The sequence below is a fragment of the Vreelandella xerophytica genome, assembly GCF_968048975.1.
The window spans coordinates 3632271-3653706 of record NZ_OZ309106.1 but is presented as its reverse complement, the minus strand read 5'-3'; the positions used below and the strand labels follow the sequence as shown (position 1 = coordinate 3653706).

At 59.0% G+C, this 21436-nt stretch carries 21 protein-coding genes; 9 read left to right on the top strand and 12 right to left on the bottom strand.

Annotated features, from left to right (window positions below):
• The first annotated feature begins 6 nt into the window (after positions 1-6).
• The 3 genes from phoB (at position 7) to ACWF8S_RS17085 (ending at position 2633) form a co-directional block, all read left to right on the top strand.
• Positions 7-696, top strand: a complete 690-nt coding sequence (phoB, locus tag ACWF8S_RS17095; protein WP_447554672.1) for a phosphate regulon transcriptional regulator PhoB — start codon at positions 7-9, stop codon at positions 694-696.
• A gap of 3 nt (positions 697-699) precedes the next feature.
• Positions 700-2004, top strand: coding sequence for a phosphate regulon sensor histidine kinase PhoR (phoR, locus tag ACWF8S_RS17090; RefSeq protein WP_447554671.1), 1305 nt, complete (start codon positions 700-702; stop codon positions 2002-2004).
• Between the two features lie 293 nt (positions 2005-2297).
• Complete coding sequence (locus ACWF8S_RS17085) at positions 2298-2633, top strand: hypothetical protein (RefSeq protein WP_447554670.1); 336 nt, start codon at positions 2298-2300, stop codon at positions 2631-2633.
• 299 nt (positions 2634-2932) lie between these two features.
• On the opposite strand, the gene cysZ is transcribed toward ACWF8S_RS17085, so the two are convergent.
• From cysZ to ACWF8S_RS17055, 6 genes are all read right to left on the bottom strand, one after another.
• Entirely contained in the window at positions 2933-3664 is a 732-nt protein-coding gene (gene cysZ, locus ACWF8S_RS17080; RefSeq protein WP_447554669.1) for a sulfate transporter CysZ, read from the bottom strand.
• Between the two features lie 67 nt (positions 3665-3731).
• Positions 3732-4457, bottom strand: a complete 726-nt coding sequence (gene phoU, locus ACWF8S_RS17075; protein WP_447554668.1) for a phosphate signaling complex protein PhoU — start codon at positions 4455-4457, stop codon at positions 3732-3734.
• A 31-nt stretch (positions 4458-4488) separates the two neighbouring features.
• A complete protein-coding gene (gene pstB, locus ACWF8S_RS17070; protein ID WP_447554667.1) occupies positions 4489-5295 on the bottom strand; it encodes a phosphate ABC transporter ATP-binding protein PstB in 807 nt (268 codons plus the stop codon).
• Positions 5280-6695: a phosphate ABC transporter permease PstA gene (pstA, locus tag ACWF8S_RS17065; RefSeq protein ID WP_447554666.1), complete on the bottom strand. Its 1416-nt coding sequence runs from the start codon at positions 6693-6695 to the stop codon at positions 5280-5282. Before pstA ends, pstB begins: the two co-directional genes overlap by 16 nt.
• A complete protein-coding gene (locus tag ACWF8S_RS17060; protein ID WP_447554665.1) occupies positions 6695-7807 on the bottom strand; it encodes an ABC transporter permease subunit in 1113 nt (370 codons plus the stop codon). The genes pstA and ACWF8S_RS17060 overlap by 1 nt, the downstream gene beginning before the upstream one ends.
• A 74-nt stretch (positions 7808-7881) precedes the next feature.
• On the bottom strand, positions 7882-8802 hold the full coding sequence (locus ACWF8S_RS17055; protein ID WP_447556630.1) for a PstS family phosphate ABC transporter substrate-binding protein: 921 nt from the start codon (positions 8800-8802) through the stop codon (positions 7882-7884).
• A gap of 164 nt (positions 8803-8966) precedes the next feature.
• Between ACWF8S_RS17055 and ACWF8S_RS17050 the strand changes: the two genes are divergently transcribed.
• On the top strand, positions 8967-9383 hold the full coding sequence (locus tag ACWF8S_RS17050; protein ID WP_447554664.1) for an acyl-CoA thioesterase: 417 nt from the start codon (positions 8967-8969) through the stop codon (positions 9381-9383).
• A 59-nt stretch (positions 9384-9442) separates the two neighbouring features.
• Here the strand turns inward: ACWF8S_RS17050 and ACWF8S_RS17045 are convergent, their stop codons facing one another.
• The 3 genes from ACWF8S_RS17045 to hexR all read right to left on the bottom strand — a co-directional run bounded on the left by ACWF8S_RS17045 (position 9443) and on the right by hexR (position 13764).
• Positions 9443-10531 (bottom strand): TRAP transporter substrate-binding protein, encoded by a 1089-nt coding sequence (locus ACWF8S_RS17045; RefSeq protein WP_447554663.1) that lies wholly within the window; start codon positions 10529-10531, stop codon positions 9443-9445.
• A 101-nt stretch (positions 10532-10632) separates the two neighbouring features.
• A complete protein-coding gene (uvrD, locus tag ACWF8S_RS17040) occupies positions 10633-12834 on the bottom strand; it encodes a DNA helicase II (RefSeq protein ID WP_447554662.1) in 2202 nt (733 codons plus the stop codon).
• A 75-nt stretch (positions 12835-12909) separates the two neighbouring features.
• On the bottom strand, positions 12910-13764 hold the full coding sequence (gene hexR, locus ACWF8S_RS17035) for a transcriptional regulator HexR (protein ID WP_447554661.1): 855 nt from the start codon (positions 13762-13764) through the stop codon (positions 12910-12912).
• A gap of 276 nt (positions 13765-14040) precedes the next feature.
• On the opposite strand from hexR, the gene ACWF8S_RS17030 reads away from it, so the two are divergent.
• On the top strand, positions 14041-14259 hold the full coding sequence (locus ACWF8S_RS17030; RefSeq protein ID WP_447554660.1) for a PA3496 family putative envelope integrity protein: 219 nt from the start codon (positions 14041-14043) through the stop codon (positions 14257-14259).
• A gap of 66 nt (positions 14260-14325) precedes the next feature.
• Here ACWF8S_RS17030 and ACWF8S_RS17025 read toward each other — a convergent pair whose 3' ends face one another.
• Both ACWF8S_RS17025 and ACWF8S_RS17020 read right to left on the bottom strand, forming a co-directional pair.
• A complete protein-coding gene (locus ACWF8S_RS17025; protein ID WP_447554659.1) occupies positions 14326-15669 on the bottom strand; it encodes a sodium-dependent transporter in 1344 nt (447 codons plus the stop codon).
• 166 nt (positions 15670-15835) lie between these two features.
• Positions 15836-16690, bottom strand: coding sequence for a DUF72 domain-containing protein (locus ACWF8S_RS17020; protein WP_447554658.1), 855 nt, complete (start codon positions 16688-16690; stop codon positions 15836-15838).
• A 109-nt stretch (positions 16691-16799) separates the two neighbouring features.
• Here ACWF8S_RS17020 and aroQ point away from each other — a divergent pair, with 109 nt between their 5' ends.
• Positions 16800-17249 carry a type II 3-dehydroquinate dehydratase gene (gene aroQ / locus ACWF8S_RS17015; RefSeq protein WP_447554657.1) on the top strand — a complete coding sequence of 150 codons (450 nt, stop codon included), beginning with the start codon at positions 16800-16802 and terminating at the stop codon, positions 17247-17249.
• Positions 17250-17292: 43 nt separating this feature from the next.
• On the opposite strand, the gene ACWF8S_RS17010 is transcribed toward aroQ, so the two are convergent.
• Positions 17293-18072, bottom strand: coding sequence for an IclR family transcriptional regulator domain-containing protein (locus tag ACWF8S_RS17010; RefSeq protein ID WP_447554656.1), 780 nt, complete (start codon positions 18070-18072; stop codon positions 17293-17295).
• Between the two features lie 261 nt (positions 18073-18333).
• On the opposite strand from ACWF8S_RS17010, the gene ACWF8S_RS17005 reads away from it, so the two are divergent.
• From ACWF8S_RS17005 to ACWF8S_RS16995, 3 genes are all read left to right on the top strand, one after another.
• On the top strand, positions 18334-19320 hold the full coding sequence (locus ACWF8S_RS17005) for a Bug family tripartite tricarboxylate transporter substrate binding protein (protein WP_447554655.1): 987 nt from the start codon (positions 18334-18336) through the stop codon (positions 19318-19320).
• Positions 19321-19402: 82 nt separating this feature from the next.
• Positions 19403-19903: a tripartite tricarboxylate transporter TctB family protein gene (locus ACWF8S_RS17000; protein ID WP_447554654.1), complete on the top strand. Its 501-nt coding sequence runs from the start codon at positions 19403-19405 to the stop codon at positions 19901-19903.
• A gap of 33 nt (positions 19904-19936) precedes the next feature.
• Positions 19937-21430 carry a tripartite tricarboxylate transporter permease gene (locus tag ACWF8S_RS16995; RefSeq protein ID WP_447554653.1) on the top strand — a complete coding sequence of 498 codons (1494 nt, stop codon included), beginning with the start codon at positions 19937-19939 and terminating at the stop codon, positions 21428-21430.
• Positions 21431-21436: the final 6 nt, after the last annotated feature.

Genomic DNA, 21436 nt, shown 5'->3' with positions numbered 1-21436 from the left:
CCGTAAATGACCGCCAAGACCGTTTTGATCGTCGACGATGAGGCGCCTATCCGCGAGATGATCGCGGTGGCACTGGAAATGGCGGACTATCGTGTGCTTGAAGCGGACAATGCCCAGGACGCCCACGCCCTGGTGGTGGACCATCAGCCGGATCTTCTACTGCTGGACTGGATGATGCCGGGCACCAGCGGTATCGAGCTTGCAAGACGCCTCAAGCGCGAGGAAGCGACCGCCGAACTGCCCATCATCATGCTCACCGCCAAGGGCGAGGAAGACAACAAGATCCAGGGCCTGGAGGCGGGGGCGGATGACTACATTACCAAGCCGTTCTCGCCACGAGAGCTGGTGGCGCGCCTGAAAGCCGTGCTGCGACGCACGACCCCGCGCGGTGTGGAAGACCCGATCGAGATCAACGGCTTGCTGCTCGATCCCGTCAGCCATCGCGTCAGTGCCCATGGCAAGGCACTCGAGATGGGCCCCACCGAATATCGCTTGCTGCAGTTTTTCATGACCCATCAGGAGCGCGCCTACACGCGAAGCCAGTTGCTGGATCAGGTGTGGGGCGGCAATGTCTACGTGGAGGAGCGCACCGTGGATGTGCATATTCGCCGCTTGCGCAAGGCCCTGGGCGAGGTTCACCAGAACCTGATTCAGACGGTGCGCGGCACAGGGTACCGCTTCTCCGCCCGGGTGTAGCGCGTGCATCTATGGAGCCGGGAGCTTTGGCGAATCGCGTGGCTGGCCACGTTCGGCGTCATTTTCGGGTGGATGATGGACGCCCCGGGATTCGGGCTCGCCGCGGGCCTTGCCGTATGCCTTTTCTATCACCTGCGCCAACTGCGCGCCCTTCATCAATGGCTGACGTTCGAGCCCAACGAGGAGCCACCCGCCGCGAGAGGGCTGTGGGGTGAGCTGCTTGATCGTCTTTACCGTTACCAGAAAAGCCAGCGGATCACCCAGAATCGGTTAAGGGCCACCCTTGCACGGATTCAGGAATCCTCTGAAGCCATGCGCGACAGCGTGGTGATGCTTGACCGCCACGGTGACCTCGAGTGGTGGAATAGCGCGGCTACCCAGATGCTGGGACTACAGACTGCGCACGACCGGGGTCAGCACATTACCAATCTATTGCGCGACCCGGACTTTGTACGCTATTTCTCCTCAAGAGAGTATCGCGAGCCGCTCACGCTCACCTCGCCCATCGACGAACGGCGCATCCTTCAATATCAGATCACCCTTTACGGGGATGACGAACGCCTTCTGATGGCTCGGGACATCACCCGTCTGCACCGGCTGGAGCAGATGCGCCAGGACTTTGTCGCCAACGTTTCACACGAGCTTCGCACGCCGCTGACGGTGCTTTCCGGCTATCTGGAAACCTACGGCGATTTGAGCGACGAGCTGCCGCCGCGCCTGGGCCGGGGAATCGCCCAGATGCAGACCCAAACCCAGCGAATGCAGAACCTGGTCAACGATCTGTTGCTGCTTTCCCGGCTGGAAATCGATCAGGGCGGCCAGGACCATCAGCCTCTGGCGCTGGCGCCGCTCTTGCAGAGTATTTGCCAGGACGCTCGAGCCCTGTCGAGTCAGCAGCACGACAAGCCCCAGCGAATCGAGCTGGATATCAGAAGCGATGCCCGGCTCATTGCCAGCGAGCAGGAGCTTCGCAGCGCTATTTCCAACCTGGTGTTCAACGCCGTGCGCTACGCGCCGGATGAAAGTCTGATAACGCTGCGCTATGCCGCGCTGCCCGACGGCGGCGCCTGCATCGAAATTGAGGATGACGGGCACGGGATCGACCCGGTGCATATCCCCCGACTGACCGAACGCTTCTATCGCGTGGACAAGGGCCGCAGTACAGCGACTGGCGGTACGGGGCTTGGCCTTGCCATCGTCAAGCACGTACTGCTTCGCCACGATGCCAAGCTGCAGATAGACTCTCGCCCCGAGCAGGGCGCACGTTTCAGCTGCGTGTTTCCCGCTTCTCGTATAAGCCAGCCCTGACCAGAAATTGCCAGGTTGTACAACTGTATCGAAATGACATACAAGAATGGGTAAAGAACGCGCATGTGTCATTTTTAAACACTTTTGTCGGCCTGTACAACCGCCATAAAATCTTTTGTATAACTCATGTATCATTTTAAGTTATTGATTTTATGTAATTATATTTTTTTATGGTATGTTTGGCATAGTGTCTGCAAAGATATGGGCAAGAAAGACAACCGCAACAAAGTGGTCAGCCGCAAGGCATTCTTTCTTACTTTAAGCGGTAACCACAGCGATCTAGGAGGTGGAATATGATGTCCAAGGAGCTACTCAAGAAAGCTGGTGTTGTAGGTATTGCGTTTGGTCTGTTGGCAAGCCCGATGGCCTTTGCAGATACTACAGATCATCCGTCGATTGATGAAAATCAAGATATCACTACCGACGACCAGCCGTTTGACGAAGGACAAAACGTCAACATGAACACCAATGATCGTCCTGACTACACTCAGGAAGAGCTGACGACCGATCACCACACCCAGGGCACGAACTCCCAGACGATTGGTGAGCCGGACTCAACGGGCCACACTGCTGGTGAAAGTGCAGAGACGTCTCCTGAAGCAGTAGTCGAAAAGAACTCTGAATCGTAAGTAACATTTAGTTGCAATTTTGCCACAAAGCTTTACGCTTAGGGATGAGCATTATAAGGGGTAAGGATGCCCCGCAGCAGGGATGCTCACTGATTCAAGGATTGAATCTAGCGACGATCAAAAACGTTAGTCAGGGTAAATTCCAAGGTTGGAGTCCCGCAAAAGGACAGGAAGCTTTCGTTACGTATCGCCCGAGCTGAGCAAAATGAAGACCCCGCTTTTGGCGGGGTCTAGTTTTTGGTGGGTCATATTCATTTCATCGCCACGACGTGCAGGCATGAGACCGTATACGTTGATGGCTATGTGTGTGTCAGCAGCTTGAGATCACGATAGTGCACGTCCCACATCAGTACCGCCCCGGCGACAGCCCCCGGTAATAGAAAAAGATTGGCAAGCGGTATCCAGGTGATCAACGTTACCAGCCCCCCGTAGGACAAGCTTGGCCACCAGCGGTGAGCTAGACGCTTTCGCATCTCCTTGAAGCCTACCTTATTGTTATCCATCGGGTAGTCCAGATAGGTAATGGCCATGATCCAGGCGGAAAACAGCGCCCAGAGCAGAGGCGCGAACAGGTTGACGCCGGGTATCCAGCTGATGACGAACAAGAGGGCCGCCCTGGGCAGTATGTAGCGAAGCTTGATCAGCTCACGGCCTACGGCATCCAGCGCCGTTTTTGCCAGGCCTCGATCGTCCAGTGGTTCAACGCCTGTTGCCTTGCGCTCCACATGGGCTGCAAGAAAGCCGTAAAACGGCGCGGCGATCAGGTGAGTCACCAGCGTGAAAGTGAAGAAGATCGCGACCAGCAAGCTCAACACGAACAGCGGCCATATCAGCCAGGAAAGCCAGTCCAGCCAGGTGGGAACGCTCGCCATGGCCTGGTCCAGCCAGCCGGCGAAGCGCTTGAAAGTGAAACTGGCCAGGCTGATGTAAACGACCAGATTGATCAGGATGGGAAGGAAAATATAGCGCCTTAGCCCTTTTTGATACACTAGGCGAATGCCTTGGCTAAGGGCGGAGACCGCAGTCAGCATCATGGATCCTTATAAATACGCCCAGGCGATGTGCCTGGGCGTATTGCATGGCCAACGCTTTAAAAGGTCAAGGTTTTTTCAGCATCTTCTGATCGACGCTATCCGGCGCGCTGTGGCGAATGTCCAGCCCCTTCACCAGATACACCACGTATTCGGCCAGGTTGTTGGCATGGTCTCCCACCCGCTCCAGCGCCCGTAGTACCCACATGATGCTCAGCACCGAGGTGATCGAGCGCGAATCCTCCATCATGAACGTCATCAGCGAACGCATGGCACTGCCGTACTCGTCATCGACGAATTCGTCCTCGCGTATTACCTGCATGGCAAGCTCCGTATCAAAGCGGGCGAAGGCGGTAAGCGCATCGCGCAGCATCTTGCGTACGTGCTCACTGATATGGCGCACCTCCACCAGACCACGGATGCTGCCGTTGTTGTCGGACAGCGACAGCGCGTTACGAGCGATCTTGCTTGCTTCATCGCCGATACGCTCGAGATCCGAGGTGGCGCGAATCACCGCCAGCACCAGACGCAGATCCGAGGCGGCGGGCTGGCGCCGGGCCAGTACACGAGTGCACTCTTCATCGATTTGCAACTGCAGGTCGTTGACCTGTCGGTCGTTGTCACGCACCTGTTCGGCCAGGCGGCTGTCGCTTTCCAGCAGGGCGTGTACCGCGTCTTGCACCTGCTTTTCCACCAGCCCGCCCATGGCCATCAGGTGGGTTTTCAGCTCTTCCAGCTCCTGATTGAACTGGCGCGAAATATGCTGGCTATGGGTATCGCTTGTAATATCCATCGAGCACTCCTACGGATGATCTGAGGCCAGGCTAGGTAACCCGGCCGGTGATGTAGTTTTCGGTACGCAGTCGCTTGGGGTTGGTGAAGACCTGGTCGGTCGGGCCATACTCGACGAGTTCGCCGCCTTGCAGGAAGGCGGTGTAGTCGGATACCCGGGCGGCCTGCTGCATATTGTGGGTGACAAGCACCAGCGTCAGTTCGTTTTTAAGGTTGCGGATCAGCTCCTCGATTTTTAGCGTGGAGATCGGATCAAGGGCCGAGGCCGGCTCATCCAGCAGCAGCACTTCCGGTTTCACCGCCAGCGTGCGGGCGATCACCAGACGCTGCTGCTGACCGCCCGAAAGCAACCAGGCCGAGCGGTGCAGGCGGTCCTTCACTTCATCCCAGAGGGCGGCGGCACTCAGCGCCCACTCGATGATATCGTCGCGCTTGCGCTTGGGCAGGCGCCGCTCCAGACGAAGGCCGAAGGCGACGTTTTCATAAATCGACATCGGGAAGGGGTTGGGGCTTTGAAACACCATGCCCACCCGGCGGCGAAGTTCGCTCACGTTGAGATGGGCTTCGAAGATGTCGCGTCCTTCCAGATGAATACGGCCACGATGAACCGCGGTTTCGTTCAGATCGTGCAGCCGATTGAACGAGCGCAGAAGCGATGACTTGCCGCAGCCAGACGGCCCGATAAAGGCAGTGACTCGGTGACGCGGCACTTCCAGGGTCAATCCCTTGAGCGCGGGTTTGTCGCCGTAGGTCAGGCTGAAATCTTCAACGCTCAGGCAGCGCTGCTCGGCGGGAAATGTCACCACCGGCGCCGGTTCGGCTTTTATAGGCGCGCCCATGAGTCTCCCCGTTGGCGCCTTAGATAATGACGCAAGAATATGGCAGTTAAGTTAAGTACCATCACGATCAGCACCAGTAAAAACGCCGTGGCGTAGACCAGCGGAATCGCCGCCTCGACATCGTCGCCATGAAAGGCGCTATCAAATAGATGATAGCCAAGGTGCATGAATTTGCGCTCGAGATGCAGATAGGGAAATTCACCATCCAGTGGCATTTGGGGGGCCAGCTTGGCAACCCCCACCAGCATGAGCGGGGCTACTTCGCCGGCAGCCCGGGCCACGGCCAGAATCACGCCGGTCAGCATGGCGGGTGTGGCCATGGGAAGCACGATGCGGGTCAGCATTTCCAGGCGAGTGGCGCCCAGTGCCACCGCCCCCTCGCGTTGGGCGTTGGGAATGCGCGCAAGCCCTTCCTCGGTGGCGACAATCACCACCGGAAGGGTGAGCAGGGCCAGCGTCAGCGAGGCCCACAGGAGTCCTCCGGTGCCAAAAGTGGGTGAAGGCAGTTCCTCGCTGAAGAACCAGCGATCGATCGAGCCACCTACGCCGTAGACGAACACACCAAGCCCGAACACGCCGTAAACGATCGAAGGGACGCCTGCGAGGTTGCGCACCCCGATGCGTACCAGGCGCGTCAGGCGGTTCTGGTGGGCGATCTCGTTAAGGTAGATCGCTGCCAGCACGCCGAAGGGCGTGACGATGACCGACATCAGGATGACCATCAAGAGCGTGCCGAAGATAGCCGGCCAGACCCCGCCGCCGGTATTGGCCGCGCGCGGGCCTTCGCTGAGAAAACGCCAGACGCCGCGCCCCCAGATCAAGACTTTCTCTCCCGCCGAAAGAGTATTGGGCGCCTGAAAGGCGCTGATCGTCGCAAGCGTCTGGGTCAGTGTCTGGCCCTGGGCGGTTACCAGCACCAGTTGGCCATCAGGGCGTTGGTCGGTGGGGGTTGCCAGGATACGCGACACCCGCTCTCTGGCCGGCGCCCCGGTCAGGCGTTCACCCTCGATCTCAAGGGCGGCCAGTCGACCGATGAAATCGCCCCAGGGGCTACGCTCCAGGCGGATCACGTCATCGGGTGTGGCGATCACGGCGATCTCTTCAAGGGTGATCCAGCGCCAGTTGGCCCCGGTCAGCTCCCGGTTGCCGGTGAAGTAGAGCCGCTCGGAGCCCTCGCCTTGAGGGAGCGGGGCTTCGCGTACGGGCTGGCCGATCACCTGTTCGCCGGAGCGCAGAGTGAGCTCTTCGAGAGTCGCGGGCCAGAAATGCCCCAAGCCCTTGACCGCCAGCAGTGCGACAAGGGCTACCAGCATCACAAGCGACAGCGCCACACTTCCAGCGCAGAGCCAGGCCCACAGGGCATCGCCTGGCCAGAGACGGCGTTGACCAAGGCGCTGCATCAAGTACCCCCTAGCCGGTGATAACGGCGCCGTAAGCGCTGGCGGACGACTTCAGCCAAGGTATTGACCAAAAAGGTGAACAAGAACAGGGCCAGAGCGGCCAGAATCAGCAGGTGGTAGGTCAGCCCGTCCGGCGGGGCTTCGGGAAGCTCGATGGCAATGGCCGCGGAGAACGAGCGAAGCCCCTCCAGAGGGCTGACGCTTAAAAGCGCCGCGTTGCTGCTCGCCATCAGCACGATCATGGTTTCCCCCACGGCGCGGCCGGCACCGATCATCACTGCCGAAAAGATGCCCGGCCCGGCCATGGGCAGCGCCACTTTCCAAAGCGCCTGCCAGCGGCTGGCTCCCAGTGCCTGGGCGCCCTCCATCACCGTCTGCGGAATATCGTGAAGCGCGTCTTCGGCCAGCGAGTAAACGCTTGGGATGATCGCAAACCCCATGGCCAGCCCCACAATCAACGTATTGCGCGTGGTGTAATTGATATTGAAGCGCTGATCCAGAAGCCGTGCCAGGTCGCCTCCCAGCCACTGCTGCTCTATCAAGGGGGCAAACCAAAGTGCCAGGGCCGTCATGGCCGCCATCCAGGGCAACAGCCAGAGTCCGGCCCAGCCAAGCGGTAGCCAGCGGCGTAGCGCCTTGGGCATCAGATGCCATAAGACCCCGGCCAGCAGCGCGCTAAGCGGCAGCCACACCAGTAGCGTAAGCGTGCTGGCAAGGTGGCGCTCCACCCAGGGCGCCAGCACCAGTCCCGCCACGAATCCCACCACCACGCCGGGCACCGCTTCCATCAGCTCCAGCGTGGGCTTGATACGCGCGCGAAGCCGCTCGGACATGAACAGGGCAGAAAAAATCGCCCCGCCCAGCGCCAGCGGGATGGCCAGCAGCAAGGCCGCCAGAGCGGCTTTTAATGTGCCCCAGGCAAGCGGCGTGAGTCTTTCAAGCGGGAGAACTTCAAACCGGGTCAGAAGTGGCAGTGTCTCCCAGAAGAGAAACACGCCAATGGCGAGAATCGCCAGAAGCACGCCGATACCGGCTGCGGTGATCAGGCCGGTTGCCAGTCGGTCTTGAAGCTGGCGCAGGGGGGGGCGGACAAACAGGGTGGGTCGCGTCATGTCGACATCATAAAAGAGCGCGTGTGATCACCAGGACAAGGCATGAAGTCTCCCCAGACTAAGTCATTTTTATGTCATTCATGTGACAAGGCGAACGGTTCGAGCTGCTCGGCGGGCAGCGGCACGAACCCCGCCGAGCGAACGATTTGCTGTCCTTCGGATGACATGATGAGGTCGATGAAGGCCCGCTCGGCCGGCGATAGCGGCTTGTCAGGCGCCGCGTTCACGTACAGGTAAAGGTCCCGGGCAAGCGGGTACTCGCTGCTTTGGATCGTCGCTTCATTAGGCGCTACCGCCTTGCCCTGTGCATCCACGATGCTGAGCGCGCGTACCATGGGTGTGAGGTGATGGTAACCGGTGTAACCCATCGCATCCGGCGAGTTGCCCACCGCGGCGACCACGGCGGAAGAACCGGGATATTCGCTGATATCGGCGCGAAAGCGCCCACCGCAGAGCGCGCGTTGCCTGAAAAGGTCAAACGTCCCCGAGGCCAGGTTGCGTCCGTGAAGCGCAATGCGGCCAAAGGGCCAGTCAAGGTTTGTCGCCACCTCTTCCCAGCGGCGAATCGGCGTCTCGCCCCCGCAGGCCCGCGTGGTGGAGAAGATGGCGTCCAGCGTCTGGGGGGTAAGCGCCTCAAGGGGGTTGTGACGATGCACCACGACCACCAGCGCGTCCCGGGCAACGCGAAGCTCGAGCGCGGAGTAGCCATAGCGGGTTTCGAACTGCGCGCGTTCCTCCGCGTTCATGGGTCTCGACATGGGCGCCAGACGAGTGGTACCTGCCACCAGTGCCGAAGGGGCAATGGACGACCCGCCGGCCTGCAGCTGTACGTTGATGCCTGGATGGCGCGCCGTCAGCGCCTCGCCCCAGCGCAGCACCAGGCTTGCCATGGTATCGGAGCCGGTGGCCCCCAGCGTGCCGGTGATCGGCGCGGCGGCGAAAACGGCCGGCGCGCTCAGCCAGGACAGTAGCCAGAACATCAAGCAGAGCATCATCCACAGCATGGCCTGCGCGTATTTATTCCCTGGGCGTAACCCGCTACTCTTCAAACGATTCACCTCTTGTGATTAACTGGCGCCCGTTTATGACGGTGCAACTGTTACACCCTTTCTGTTACAACACTAGGTTTACAACAACAAGCCCTTGAAGCGACCCGCCTATGACACCGCTGGAAAATGATCTGGACGACGTACCCGCCCCGCTTGGGCAGCTCACGTTGAAGTTACTGGCTTCCCGCCAAGATACCAATCTTTATGGCGATATTCCCGGCGGCTGGCTGGTGAACCAGATGGACCAGGCCGCCGAGCTTGCCGCTGGCCGTGAAGCCGGTGGGCGCACGGCGACGGTGGCCATCGAGGCGATGGACTTTCTAAGCCCGGTACGGGTGGGGTCGATGGTCAGCGTGTACACCCAGGTGCAGGAGATCGGCCGAAGCTCGATCAAGATCGACGTCGAGGTATGGGTGCGCCCGCCCCACGGGCGCTACCTGGAGGAGCGCCAGAAAGTGACCGAGGCGCGTTTCGTGATGGTCGCCCTTGACGACAACGGGCGTATTCGCGCAGTCCACAGTGAATGATTCCGTCGCACCAACGGAAAAAGGGCGCCCCAGGGCGCCCTTTTTCATGTCGCTACCGCTCAGGCGCCGATGCTGTCGCGACCCTTGAAGTAGGCGTATTCGCCGATATCGCTGAACGGACGCATCAACTGCTGGAAGGCGGCGTAGGATTCGTAGACCCGCCGGGACTCGTCGTCGTTTTCGGTCTGACGCTGAATCACTTCTTTCGATGCCTCGAACAGCGCCTGCATGACGTCGTCCGGGAAGGTACGCAGCTCGACGCCGTGCTCGTCGACCAGGGTTTCCAGCGCCTGGGCGTTGTGGAAGGCGAACTCGGTGAACATGGCCAGGTTCGAGGCCCGGGCGGCTTCGCGAATCACCGCCTGCAGGTCTTCCGGCAGTTCGTTCCAGGCGTCCAGGTTGATGAAGCTCTCGACCAGCGCGCAGGGCTCGTTCCACACCGAGGTGTAGTAGTAGTCGGCGACCTGATGAAGGCCGAACGCCATGTCGTTGTACGGGCCGACCCAGTCCGCGGCGTCGAGCACGCCGGTCTGCAGCGAGGTAAAGATCTCCGAGCCGGGCATGTTCACGGTGCTCACGCCAATGGCGTTCATCGCTTCGCCGGCAAGGCCGGGCAGACGCAGGCGAATGCCCTGCATGTCGGCAAGCGAATTGATCTCTTTCTTGAACCAGCCCGCCATCTGCGGGCCGGTGTTACCCACGGCGAACGGCTTGAGGTTGTGGTTGGCGTACACCTCGTCCCACAGCTCCTGGCCGCCGCCGTGGTAGATCCAGGCGTTCATTTCGGTGGTGGTCATGCCAAACGGCACGGCGGTGAAGAACTGCGAGGCCGCGACCTTGCCGCGCCAGTAGTAGGGCGTGGAGTGACCCATTTCGGCGGTACCCGCGGAGACGGCGTCGAACACTTCAAGCGCCGGCACCAGCTCGCCCGCGCCGTGCACGCGAATACGCATGCGGCCGTTGGAAAGCTCTTCCACCCGGCGGGCGAAGTCGTTGGCGCCGGTGCCCAGCGCCGGGAAGTTCTTCGGCCAGGAGGTGACCATGTCCCAGGTGTAGGTTTCCTGGGCCTGAGCGGTGCCCACGAAAGGGGCAGCGGCGAGACCGGCGGCGCCGAAACCGGCGGTTTTCATGAATTGGCGGCGTTGCATGGCGGGGGTTACTCCAACAAGGTCTGTTTTTTATAGTTGCACATAAGCGCAAGCGTCCGCCGGGAAGTATGCGCTAAACAGGTTTTGTTGGGCAAGCACACCTAAAGCGGGGTGAGCTTGGCAAAACCGAGCACCAGCCACTTGTCCCCTTCGCCTTCGAAACTGACGTGAACCCGAGCCCGCGCCCCCTGGCCTTCGGCGTTGAGAATCATGCCTTCACCGAACACCGGATGACTCACGCGCTGGCCCACGTGGAGTTCCGGAAGCTCCCCGTCGCTCTCGATGGAGGTCTGCGCGTAGTTGGGTCGGCTCGTCGCTGTCACCGGGCGCGAGACATGCCCACGCAGGCGCACCTCTTCGAGCAGGTGCGGGGGCAACTCGCGCAGAAACCGCGACGGCCGGGGGAAGACCTCCTTGCCGTGCAGCCGCCGCGTTTCGGCGTGGGTCAGGTAAAGTTTCTGCATGGCGCGGGTCACGCCCACGTAGCAAAGCCTTCGCTCCTCTTCCAGGCGCCCGGGTTCTTCGACGGACATCTTGTGCGGGAAGAGGCCCTCTTCGACGCCGGCGATGAACACCACCGGAAACTCCAGACCCTTGGCGGAGTGCAGCGTCATCAGCTGTACGCTGTCCTCGAACTCCTCGGCTTCGTGGTCACCGCCGTTGAGCGCGGCCTCGGACAGAAACGCCTCGAGAGCGGTCATGCCTTCGCCGGCCTCCGGCGTCTCGAAGGCGTCGCCCTGGGTGAAGGCCCGCGCCGCGGTGACCAGCTCGCCCAGGTTCTCCACCCGCGCCTGGCCCTTCTCGCCGCGCTCGCTCTTGTGATGCTCGATCAGCCCGGTGTGCTCGATGACGTGATCGATGATCTCGTAAAGCGAGAGCCCTGCGGCGTCGTTGTCGAGCTGCTCGATCAGGTTGGTGAATTTCTGTACGGCGTTACCCGCCCGGCCTTTCAGCGTGCCATCACCGACGGCATCGTGCAGCGCCTGCCAGAGCGAGACGCTCTCCAAACGTGCCCGGTGGCGCAGGATTTCCACGGTGCGCGTGCCGATACCCCGGGTGGGCACGTTGATCACCCGCTCCAGTGAGGCGTCGTCGTCGCGGTTGAGCAAAAGACGCAGGTAGGCCAGGGCGTTCTTGATCTCCAGGCGCTCGTAGAAGCGGTGGCCGCCGTAGATACGGTACGGCATCCCCTGGCGGATCAGCGTCTCCTCGATCAGCCGCGACTGGGCGTTGGAGCGGTAAAGAATCGCCACGTCGCGCCGGTTCACGCCTTCGTCGACACGCTCCTTGATGGTGTCGACGATGTAGCGCGCCTCCTCCAGGTCGTTGAAGCCGGCGTAGACCGAGATCGGCTCGCCTTCCACGCCGTCGGTCCAGAGGTTCTTGCCCATGCGTTCGCTGTTGTGGCTGATCAAGGCGTTGGCCGCATCCAGAATCGCACTGGTGGAGCGGTAGTTCTGCTCCAGGCGCACGGTATGGGTCTGGGGGAACTCGTCCTCGAAGCGGCGGATGTTCTCGATCTTTGCCCCGCGCCAGCCGTATATCGACTGGTCGTCGTCACCGACCGCGGTCATCGGCGTCTGCATGCCGGTCAGAAGCTTCAGCCAGGCGTACTGCAGAGTATTGGTGTCCTGAAACTCGTCCACCAGCACGTGCCCGAAGCGCTCGCGGTAGTGGTTCAAAAGCGCCGGGTTGTCCCGCAAAAGCTCGAGACTTCTAAGCAGGAGTTCGCCGAAATCGACCAGCCCGCCGCGTTCGCAGGTGAACTGATAGCGCTCGTAGAGTTCGACCATCTGGCCGAGATAACCGTCGCCGTCCACATTGACCTGGTGCGCTCGCAACCCCTCTTCCTTGCACCCGGAAATGAAGCCTTGCACCTGGCGTGGCGGGAAGCGCTCGTCGTCGACGTTGTAATCCTTCAAGAGTCGCTTGACCAGCCGGAGCTGATCATCGGAGTCGATGATCTGGAAGTTCTGGGGGAGCCGGGCGTCCTGCCAGTGGGTGCGCAGGAGCCGGTGAGCGATGGAGTGAAACGTGCCCACCCAGACGTGGCGCATGGAGATGCCCAAAAGCGCCTCGAGACGGGTGCGCATCTCCCGGGCGGCTTTATTGGTGAAGGTGACGGCGAGCAGCGCGTAGGGTGAAAGGCCCTCGGCCTGCATCATCCAGGCGATTCGATGCACCAGCACCCGGGTCTTGCCCGAGCCCGCCCCGGCGAGCACCAGTAGATTGCCCTGAGGGGCGCTGACCGCCTCGCGCTGGGCGGGGTTGAGCTGATCGAGAATCGCCGTAACGTCATCCATGGTCGCCGCTGCCGGTTTGCAAATGGGCGGACAGTCTAGCACAGCCCCGGCACTGGACGACCATACAGTAGCCGATCACCCTTCTTCCGGGTAGCGCAAGGTGTTCAGGCTCTTCTTCACCGCCTTGAGCTGCTCGGCAAGCTTCGGCCCGCGGGTCTTGGCAACGCCCACCGCCAGCACGTCGATCAGCACCAGATGCGCAATGCGCGAGCTAAGCGGCGTGTAGATTTCGGTGTCCTCATGCACATCGATATATAGCGGCAGGCTCACCTCGCTTGCCAGCGGCGACTCGCTGGGGCAAAGCCCGATCACCGTGGCGCCGGCTTCCCGGGCCAGGCGAACGCTTGCCACCAGCGCCTTGGTGCGCCCGGTTTGCGAGATCGCCACCACCACGTCACCTTCCTGGAGGGTTACCGCGGACATGTTCTGCATGTGCGGGTCGGCGTAGGCGGACGTGGAAATCTGCAGGCGGAAGAACTTGTGCTGAGCGTCGAACGCCACCGCCCCGGAGGCGCCAAAGCCGTAGAACTCGACCCGGTTGGCCATGGCCAGGGCGTTGACCGCGCGACCGAGGGCGTCGTTGTCCAGCCGGTCGCGCACCGATAAAAGCGTACCCACGGTGGAGTCGAAAATGCTGTGAGAGAACTCCGCCACCGAGTCGCTATCGTTCATCGAGAACTGGGCGAACTGGCTGCCCGAGGCAAGCATCTGCGCCAGCTGCAGCTTGAAATCCTGAAAGCCGTTACAGCCCAGCGCCCGGCAAAAGCGCACCACCGTGGGTTCGCTGACGCCGGCTTCGGTGGCCAGATCCACGATACGCATATGAATCACTTCATCGGGGTTGCGCAGGACAAAGCGGGCGACTTTTTGCTCGGAGCGGCGAAAGTGCTCCATGCGGCGTCTCATTTCATCGAACAGGGCGCGACTCACGGTGAGCTCCTTAAAAAAATTCGGTGTACTGGCGGCGTAGTCAAAAGCGTTGATCACAGTATGCCTGAGCACAGCGGGTTTAGGTCGGTTAACGCTCTAGTGCCTTAGCCCAACAAAACGGGAGCGTTTAAAGGCCGTTTAGATGTTTCTTTCCCGGCGGTCATCATATTGTCAAGCAGGTTATAGTAAGAAATGACGTGCCGCACTGCATCATGTTCAGTCGTCACGGAGGCAGGCGGGCGATCATCTAGTTGATAATCTGGAGGAGCGTCGATCATGAAAAACGTCGAACGAATGACTTCGGTTAAAAGCGAACTGCTCGATATCTTCATGGGAATGGAGGTGGCGGAGCACATCAAACGCCAGCGCAGCGCCGCACAGAGGAGCCTGAAAGCACGCCGGGGCATCGAACTGCATCGGGAGTTTCAGAAACTTTCAAGGGATATCGCCCCCTTGTCAGATGATGAACCATCACCCGACAGCGAGCTGCACTAGAAGCTGCATTGAAGGGAAAAGGGTCTGAACGTCCTGCCCGGAGGCAGGACGAAGGGAATTGACGGCCTACAGGAAGCCGGCAATGAAGACAACGACCACGCCCAGAGGCGCGATATACTTGGCCAGCAGGTTCCAAACGCTGTAGGCGGATTCACCCAGCCCCAGCTCTTTGCGTGCCTCCTCCTGATTCAGGCAGTAGGAGTAGAACAGAATCGCGCCAAGCCCGGTCAACGGCAGCAGGATCTTGCCGGTGAACGTGTCGAGAAGATCGAAGATGTTCAGCTCGAAGAGCTGGATATCGCTCCATACGTTGAACGACAGCAGAGCCGCCACCCCGACGAGCCACACCGCGATGGCGCTTACCAGGGTCGAGGCCAGGCGGCCCAGAGGGGTGCGCTCCTCGAGGGTTTCCACCACCGGCTCGAGCAGCGAGATCGCCGACGTGAGGGCGGCGAAGGTGAGCAGCAAGAAGAACGCCAGGCCCAGCAGGCTGCCGCCGGCCATGTTGCCGAAGGCGATGGGTAGCGTCACGAAAATGAGCCCGGGCCCTTCCGAGGCGTCCAGTCCGTTGGCGAAAACGATGGGGAAGATCGCAAGCCCTGCCAGCAGAGCGATCGCGGTATCCAGAATAATCACCGTACGCGCGGTGCTGATCAGGTCCACATCCTCACCCAGGTAGGAGCCGTAAGCCATCATGATGCCCATGCCCAGCGACAGGGTGAAAAAGGCCTGGCCCATGGCGGCCAGCATGACGCCGCCGTTGAGTGCGCTCCAGTCCGGGCTGAACATGAAGGTGAACGCCTCGCCGAACGCGCCGCTCATTACGCCGTAACCCACCAAAACCACTAAAAGAAGGACCAGGGTAGGCATCAGGGTGCGCGCGGCGGCCTCCAGGCCCTTGGTCACTCCGCGGGCCACGATGCCCACCACCAGTATCATGAACAGACTGTGCCAGATCAAGAGCGCGCCAGGGCTGCCCAGCAGGTTGCTGAACGCCGCGCCGCTGGCGTCGGCATCCTGGCCGCTGAAGGAGCCGGTTATGGAGCCCAGCGTATAGTTGAGCGACCAGCCGCCGATGACGCTGTAAAACGAGAGAATCAAGAACGCCGCCAATACGCCGCTCATGCCCACCACCGCCCACCCGCGGGAGCGGCCGTGGCGTCTGGCAAGCTCTGCCATGGTGTTGATCGGATTTTTCTGGCCGCGCCGGCCGATCATCCACTCCGCCACCAGAATCGGCAGGCCCACCAGCGCGACACACGCCAGATACACCAGTACAAACGCCGCTCCTCCGCTTTCCCCCGTCAGGTAAGAAAAGCGCCAGATATTGCCCAGGCCAACCGCTGAACCAGCGGCCGCCAGCACAAAGCCCATCCGCGATGACCATTGTGCATGTGCCAGTTTTGCCATACATCACCCAAGGTTTTTAACGGTTGTAATACGCTGTTTTAAGCCAACGCCGAGCCCGATAGCGCTCAGGTCAGCGAAAGTATGCGCAATTTATATGAACACAGCAGCCCTTGCCAGCCGTCTATTGGCTCAGCTTAATTAGCAATATGGCATGAAAAGGGTCGGGCTAGAAGAGCAGCGTCTGGGTTTCACCGGGAAAGGCTCCCAGCTCGTCAAGCGGGGTGTGTTCGCGCAGGGCGTTGTAAAGCAGGCGCGCCATCTGGGGCGACTCGCGGTTATCGGCGGTATGCACAAATAAGAAAGGGGTTTTCCCCTGACTTATCCACAGGTCGAGACGAGCTTTCCACGGGATGAAGTAGTGGGTGTTGATAGCTTTGTCAATATGTCCGATAAAGCGAATCACCGGAAATTTTCCCGTGGAAAGCACGTGTAGTGGGAGTTTCGGCTTTTCCTGCTGAGCATGGGCAAGCCCTGGGCAGCTATCGGCAGGTGTCGAGAACACCGGGCGCACATCCAGCATGACCCGATTGGCACAATAAGTTATCAACAGCTGGTTCAACGCTTTTTCCGCCGCTCCCTTGTGGAAAAACTCAGGATGGCGCACTTCGACCGCACAAGGCAGATGTGCGGGCCAGCCTGCCAGCAAGGCCTCCAGACGCGGCAGCTCATCAGGGCCAAAATCCCGCGGCAGTTGAACCATGGTCGGCCCCAGCCGGTCATGCAGCGGCGCAAGTGCCTCCAGAAACGCCCAGGCCTCGTCAGGATGGGCCAGGCGCTGGTCGTGGGTGACGCTTGCCGGCAGCTTGAAGCAAAAACGAAAGTGGGGAGGGGCCTGACGTGCCCAGGCCGTGATCGTTTCCGCCTTGGGCGCACCGCTATAAAAGGTGGTGTTACCTTCCACGCTCGAGAACACGGCTGCATAGTCGCTGAGCAGGTCGGTCTTGGCGTGGCGGGCATACAGGCTGCCCTGCCAATCCTGGTTGGCCCACATGGGAAGGCCTAGGTAGAGGGGGAGGCTCATACGCCGACTAACCTGCTGCATTTATAAAGCGTACTAATGTAGCATGAAGATATTGAAGCGTTGATGAATAACTGACCGCCAGGCCCGATAGACAGACAAGGAAATACGCATGCCGACTAAGCCACGTGTTCTGGTGCTCCATGGCCCCAACCTCAATTTGCTGGGTACCCGGCAGCCGGAAATCTATGGCGCTGAGACGCTGGATGACGTGAACAGTCTGCTGCGTGAAAAGGCGGCGACAGCCGGGTGGGAAATCGTGTGTCAGCAGAGTAATCATGAAGGCGTGCTGATCGATGCCATCCATGATGCAAGACTTGATGGAACCCTGGCGATCATTATCAATCCAGCGGCCTATACGCACACCTCGGTCGCCATTCTGGATGCGCTCAGCGCGTTTGATGGCCGGGTAATCGAAGTGCATATTTCCAACGTGCATAAACGTGAAAGCTTCCGTCATCACTCCTATATTTCGCTGCGCGCGGACGGTGTCATTGCCGGGCTCGGTATACAGGGATACCTGGCGGCACTAGAGGCTATCATCAGGGCTGACAAAAAGTAGATGGCGGTTGAGCTTGCAAGGCATGGAAGATGACTTTGTGGGGCTAATTGATGTTCAGTCTGATTTGAGCGGCCTTTTTCTGCATGATCGGTAAGTAGCGACCCAGTAGCGTGTCCAGATCCACCCTGGCAGCGTTCGTGCTGACGTTGATGGCGCCGATCAGGTGGCCTTTGGCATCAAAGGCAGGCACGGCCAAGGAGCGCAATCCAGGGTCAAGCTCCTGATCAGCGATGGCATATCCTTGCTGCCGCGCGGTAATGATTTGATGCCTCAGCTTGTCTATACCGGTAATGGTCTTTTCCGTATATTTTTCCAGCTTGAGATTGGCCAGATAATGATCCAGTTCAGCGCTATCGAGCTGGGCAAGCAATACACGTCCCAGGGACGTGTGGGCGGCAGGTAACCGGGTGCCTACGGATAGCGTAATGGCCATCAAGCGGTGTTTGGCGGCTGATCGTGCAACGTAAATGACGTCTTCGCCATCGAGCACGCCCAAAGAGGAGGACTCGCCGATTTCCAGGGTGATATCTTCCAGATACTGCTGAATGACACCTCGATAGTTGTTGGCCGACAAGAAGGCGTAGCCCAACTGAAGAACCCTTGGAGCGAGCTCAAAATAGCGTTGCTGTTTACGCACATAGCCCAGGGAGTGCAGTGTCAGCAGAAAGCGCCTCGCTTTTGCTCTATTCATGCCTGTACGTGTGGCCACTTCGCTGAGCGTCATCCGTGGGTGTTCATAATCGAATGCGCGTATGACTTCCAGGCCACTGGCAAGCGCTGTCACAAAGTCCCGGCTTTCAGGGTCGAGGGTATCTTCAAGCATGCTTTCCCTACCTACGTGTATCAATTTCACTAATCAAATAAGGACGATACAACGATTCTATCGGATAATAGTTCGTTATACGAACATCCGTTTCTCAGGTTTTTTCCTTTTTTTGTTTCTAATGAGTAGATAGATGATTAGCAGCTACTACTAAAGTTGTGTTTTGTAGAGACGCTATAAAGCAGTAGTCTGCGTGTGTGTAATGCGAATACATGTACGTATCGCGAACAAATAGCCAGCTAAGCACAGGAAGTTAATACAATGAAAAAACTCATCAGCGCCACATGTATTGCTGCCTGCGGCAGCGCCTTGCTACTTTCTGCCTCCATTTCAGCCGCCAACGCTGCCGATTGGCCCACAGGCGACGTTCGTCTGGTAGTACCCTACGCGCCCGGTGGCACCACGGACGTGCTGTCACGTCGCGTGGCCGATCTGCTTAAAGATGCGCTGGATGCCAATATCATTGTCGAGAACCGCCCGGGTGCAGGTTCGACAGTGGGTACCGGCCGCTTGGCACGCGGCGGTCGTGATGCGGATCATACGCTTTTAATGGCATCGCCTGGTCACACCATCGGCGCCGCCATTTATCCTGATCTTGCTTACGATCCTGTCGAAGATTTCGTTTTCATTCAGAACATGATCGATATACCCAACGTGATGGTGGTGCCCGCCGGCAGCCCTTACAACTCGGTTGTCGAGTTTATCGAAGCCGCGCAGGATCAGAACATGGCGTTCAGCCATAGCGGCGTAGGCAGCTCCATTCATATGTCAGGCGAGTTGTTCAAGACGCTGACCGGTTCCAACATGACTGCCGTGCCTTTTGCGGGAAGCGGCGCTGCCTTGCCTGCTCTGCTGGGCGGCGATGTAGACGTCTCCTTTGAAAATATGCCGACCGTCTATTCGCATATCAAATCCGGCGACTTGCGCGCCCTTGCCGTTACTTCTGCAGAGCGCTCGCCTTACCTCCCCGACGTCCCCACGCTTTCAGAAATCGGTGAGTATAACCTTGACCAGTTCGTCACCACGGCCTGGTTCGGTCTGATCGCCCACAACTCGTTCCCGGAAGAGGGGTATGAGGCCATGCAGAAAGCGTTGGACGAAGTAATGGAGCGTGAAGAGTTCCTGAACTTCGCCGAGCAGCTAGGCGCTCAACCGGGCCAGGTAGAAGGGGAGGAGTTCAAACAGTTTGTTATCGATGATCTGGCCCGCTGGCAGGAAGTGGCCGAGCAGGCCGGTATCAGTCAGTAAGCAGCACTAAAAACGAAGGCGGAGGTTGTCATGACCTTCGCCTTCACTGCTTTCTTTAGCTTGTCCCTTTGGAGAGGCTCCCATGTCATTCTCTGATTACAGTGCCGTGAACAGAATCAAAGATACCCTGGATTTTATTACCGGCAGCATATTGCTGGTGGTTTCGTTAGTGCTGGCGTTATATCTCGTTCCCAACTATATCGGTGAGCCGCCCATCCTGCAGAACCCCATGATGTCACCGCGTTGGCTACCCAATATCGTCAGCTGGCTGATGCTGGCCTTTTCAGTGCTGCTGATTCTTCAAGGGTTGCTGGTCGCCGATAAAAGTGAAAACGATGAACGAAAATTCATCAAGGGCTCCTTGCGTCGTTTCGTCATCATGGTGATTGCCTTTCTGGTTTACGTACTGTTTTTCGAAACATTAGGTGCCATATTGACCGGCATCCTGGCCACCGTGCTTCTCTTTCTGGCACACCCTGTCAGAACCTGGTGGGTCTATGGGTTTGCTGTGGCTTTTCCTGTGGGCGTGACGTTGCTGTTTGCCAATGTGATGAATGTTCCACTTCCGCTAATGCCTTATTGACAACTTCTTGGCGGCGCGCAGCCCGGGTGATATATGGAAAACCTTACCGAAGTACTGCAACTTTTCTTGAGTATCGATAACTTCATTGCCATTGCGCTTGGTGTGGTCATCGGTGTCACCGTAGGATCCATTCCTGGTTTGACGGCCACCATGGCCGTCGCATTGGCCCTGCCTTTTACTTTCTCGATGCAGCCGGTTGCCGCGATTCTTCTGTTGGTGGGGATCTATAAAGGGGGCATGTATGGCGGCTCGATTACCGCTATCCTGATTCGTACGCCGGGTTCCCCCGCCTCTGCCTGCACGCTGCTGGACGGTTATCCCATGGCGCAGCAGGGCAATGCCAAAAAGGCACTTAAAACAGCCCTGTTCTCGTCAGTCATTGCGGACTTCATTTCCAATATCGCCCTGATATTCTTTGCCGCTTATCTCGCCAAGATAGCGCTCAACTTTGGCGCGCCTGAATTCTTCTGGCTGATCTGCTTCTCGCTTACCATCATCATTTCTCTGGCCAGTGGTTCCATGGTAAAGGGCCTGCTGGCGGCGCTGATGGGGATACTGCTGTCACTGGTGGGGCTGGATTCGGTCTTCGGTTCGCAGCGTCTGACCTTTGGCAACTACAACTTGATGGATTCCATTTCGTTCATTCCACTGCTGATCGGTCTGTTTGCCATCCCCGAAATAATCGAGTTCTATAGAAAAAAGGTCGTGCCTCACATCAAGGCAAAAGCCAGCGGTGCAGGCATGACCCTGGCCGAGCTCAAGCGCTCGCTGAAAAGTATCGTTCGCGGCAGCTTGATCGGTGTGATCATCGGCGCCATTCCCGGCACCGGCGCAACGGCGGCAGCCTTTATCTCCTATAGCGATGCTCGCCGCCGTTCTCCCAACAAGGATAATTTTGGCAAGGGGGAAGTCGAGGGGGTCGCAGCCGCCGAGGCAGGTAACAACGGAGTGGCAGGCGCCACGCTGATACCACTGCTTTCGCTGGGGATTCCGGGCGACGTTATCACGGCCATTATTCTGGGTGCGTTCATGGTGCATGGCCTGACTCCTGGCCCCATCATGTTCCAGGAAAACCTTTCGCTCATCTATGCGCTGTTTCTAGGCATCATGTTCAGCTCGCTGATATTGCTGGTGGTGGGTAATGCGGCGATCAAGTATTTCTCGCTGATCGCGGATATTCCCAAGTCGATCCTTTTCCCTATCGTTCTGATGTTCTGCATTTACGGCGCCTATGCGGTCAATAATGCCACGTTCGATATCTGGCTGATGCTGGCTTTTGGCGTGGTGGGCTATCTGTTCAATCGTACGGGTATTCCTGCCGCACCGTTTCTGATCGGTTTTATTCTGGGGCCGATGTTCGAAGATAACCTTCGACGCTCGTTGCTGATCGGCAATGGCGATCTATCGATTTTTGTCCGTGGCCCGATCACCTGGTTCTTCATCGCGATCACGTTTGGTTCGATTGCCTTTGCCGTGTATCGCTTTTTCAAGGACCGCAGCGCAAAACCGGGCCAATCGGCCAATTAACAGGAG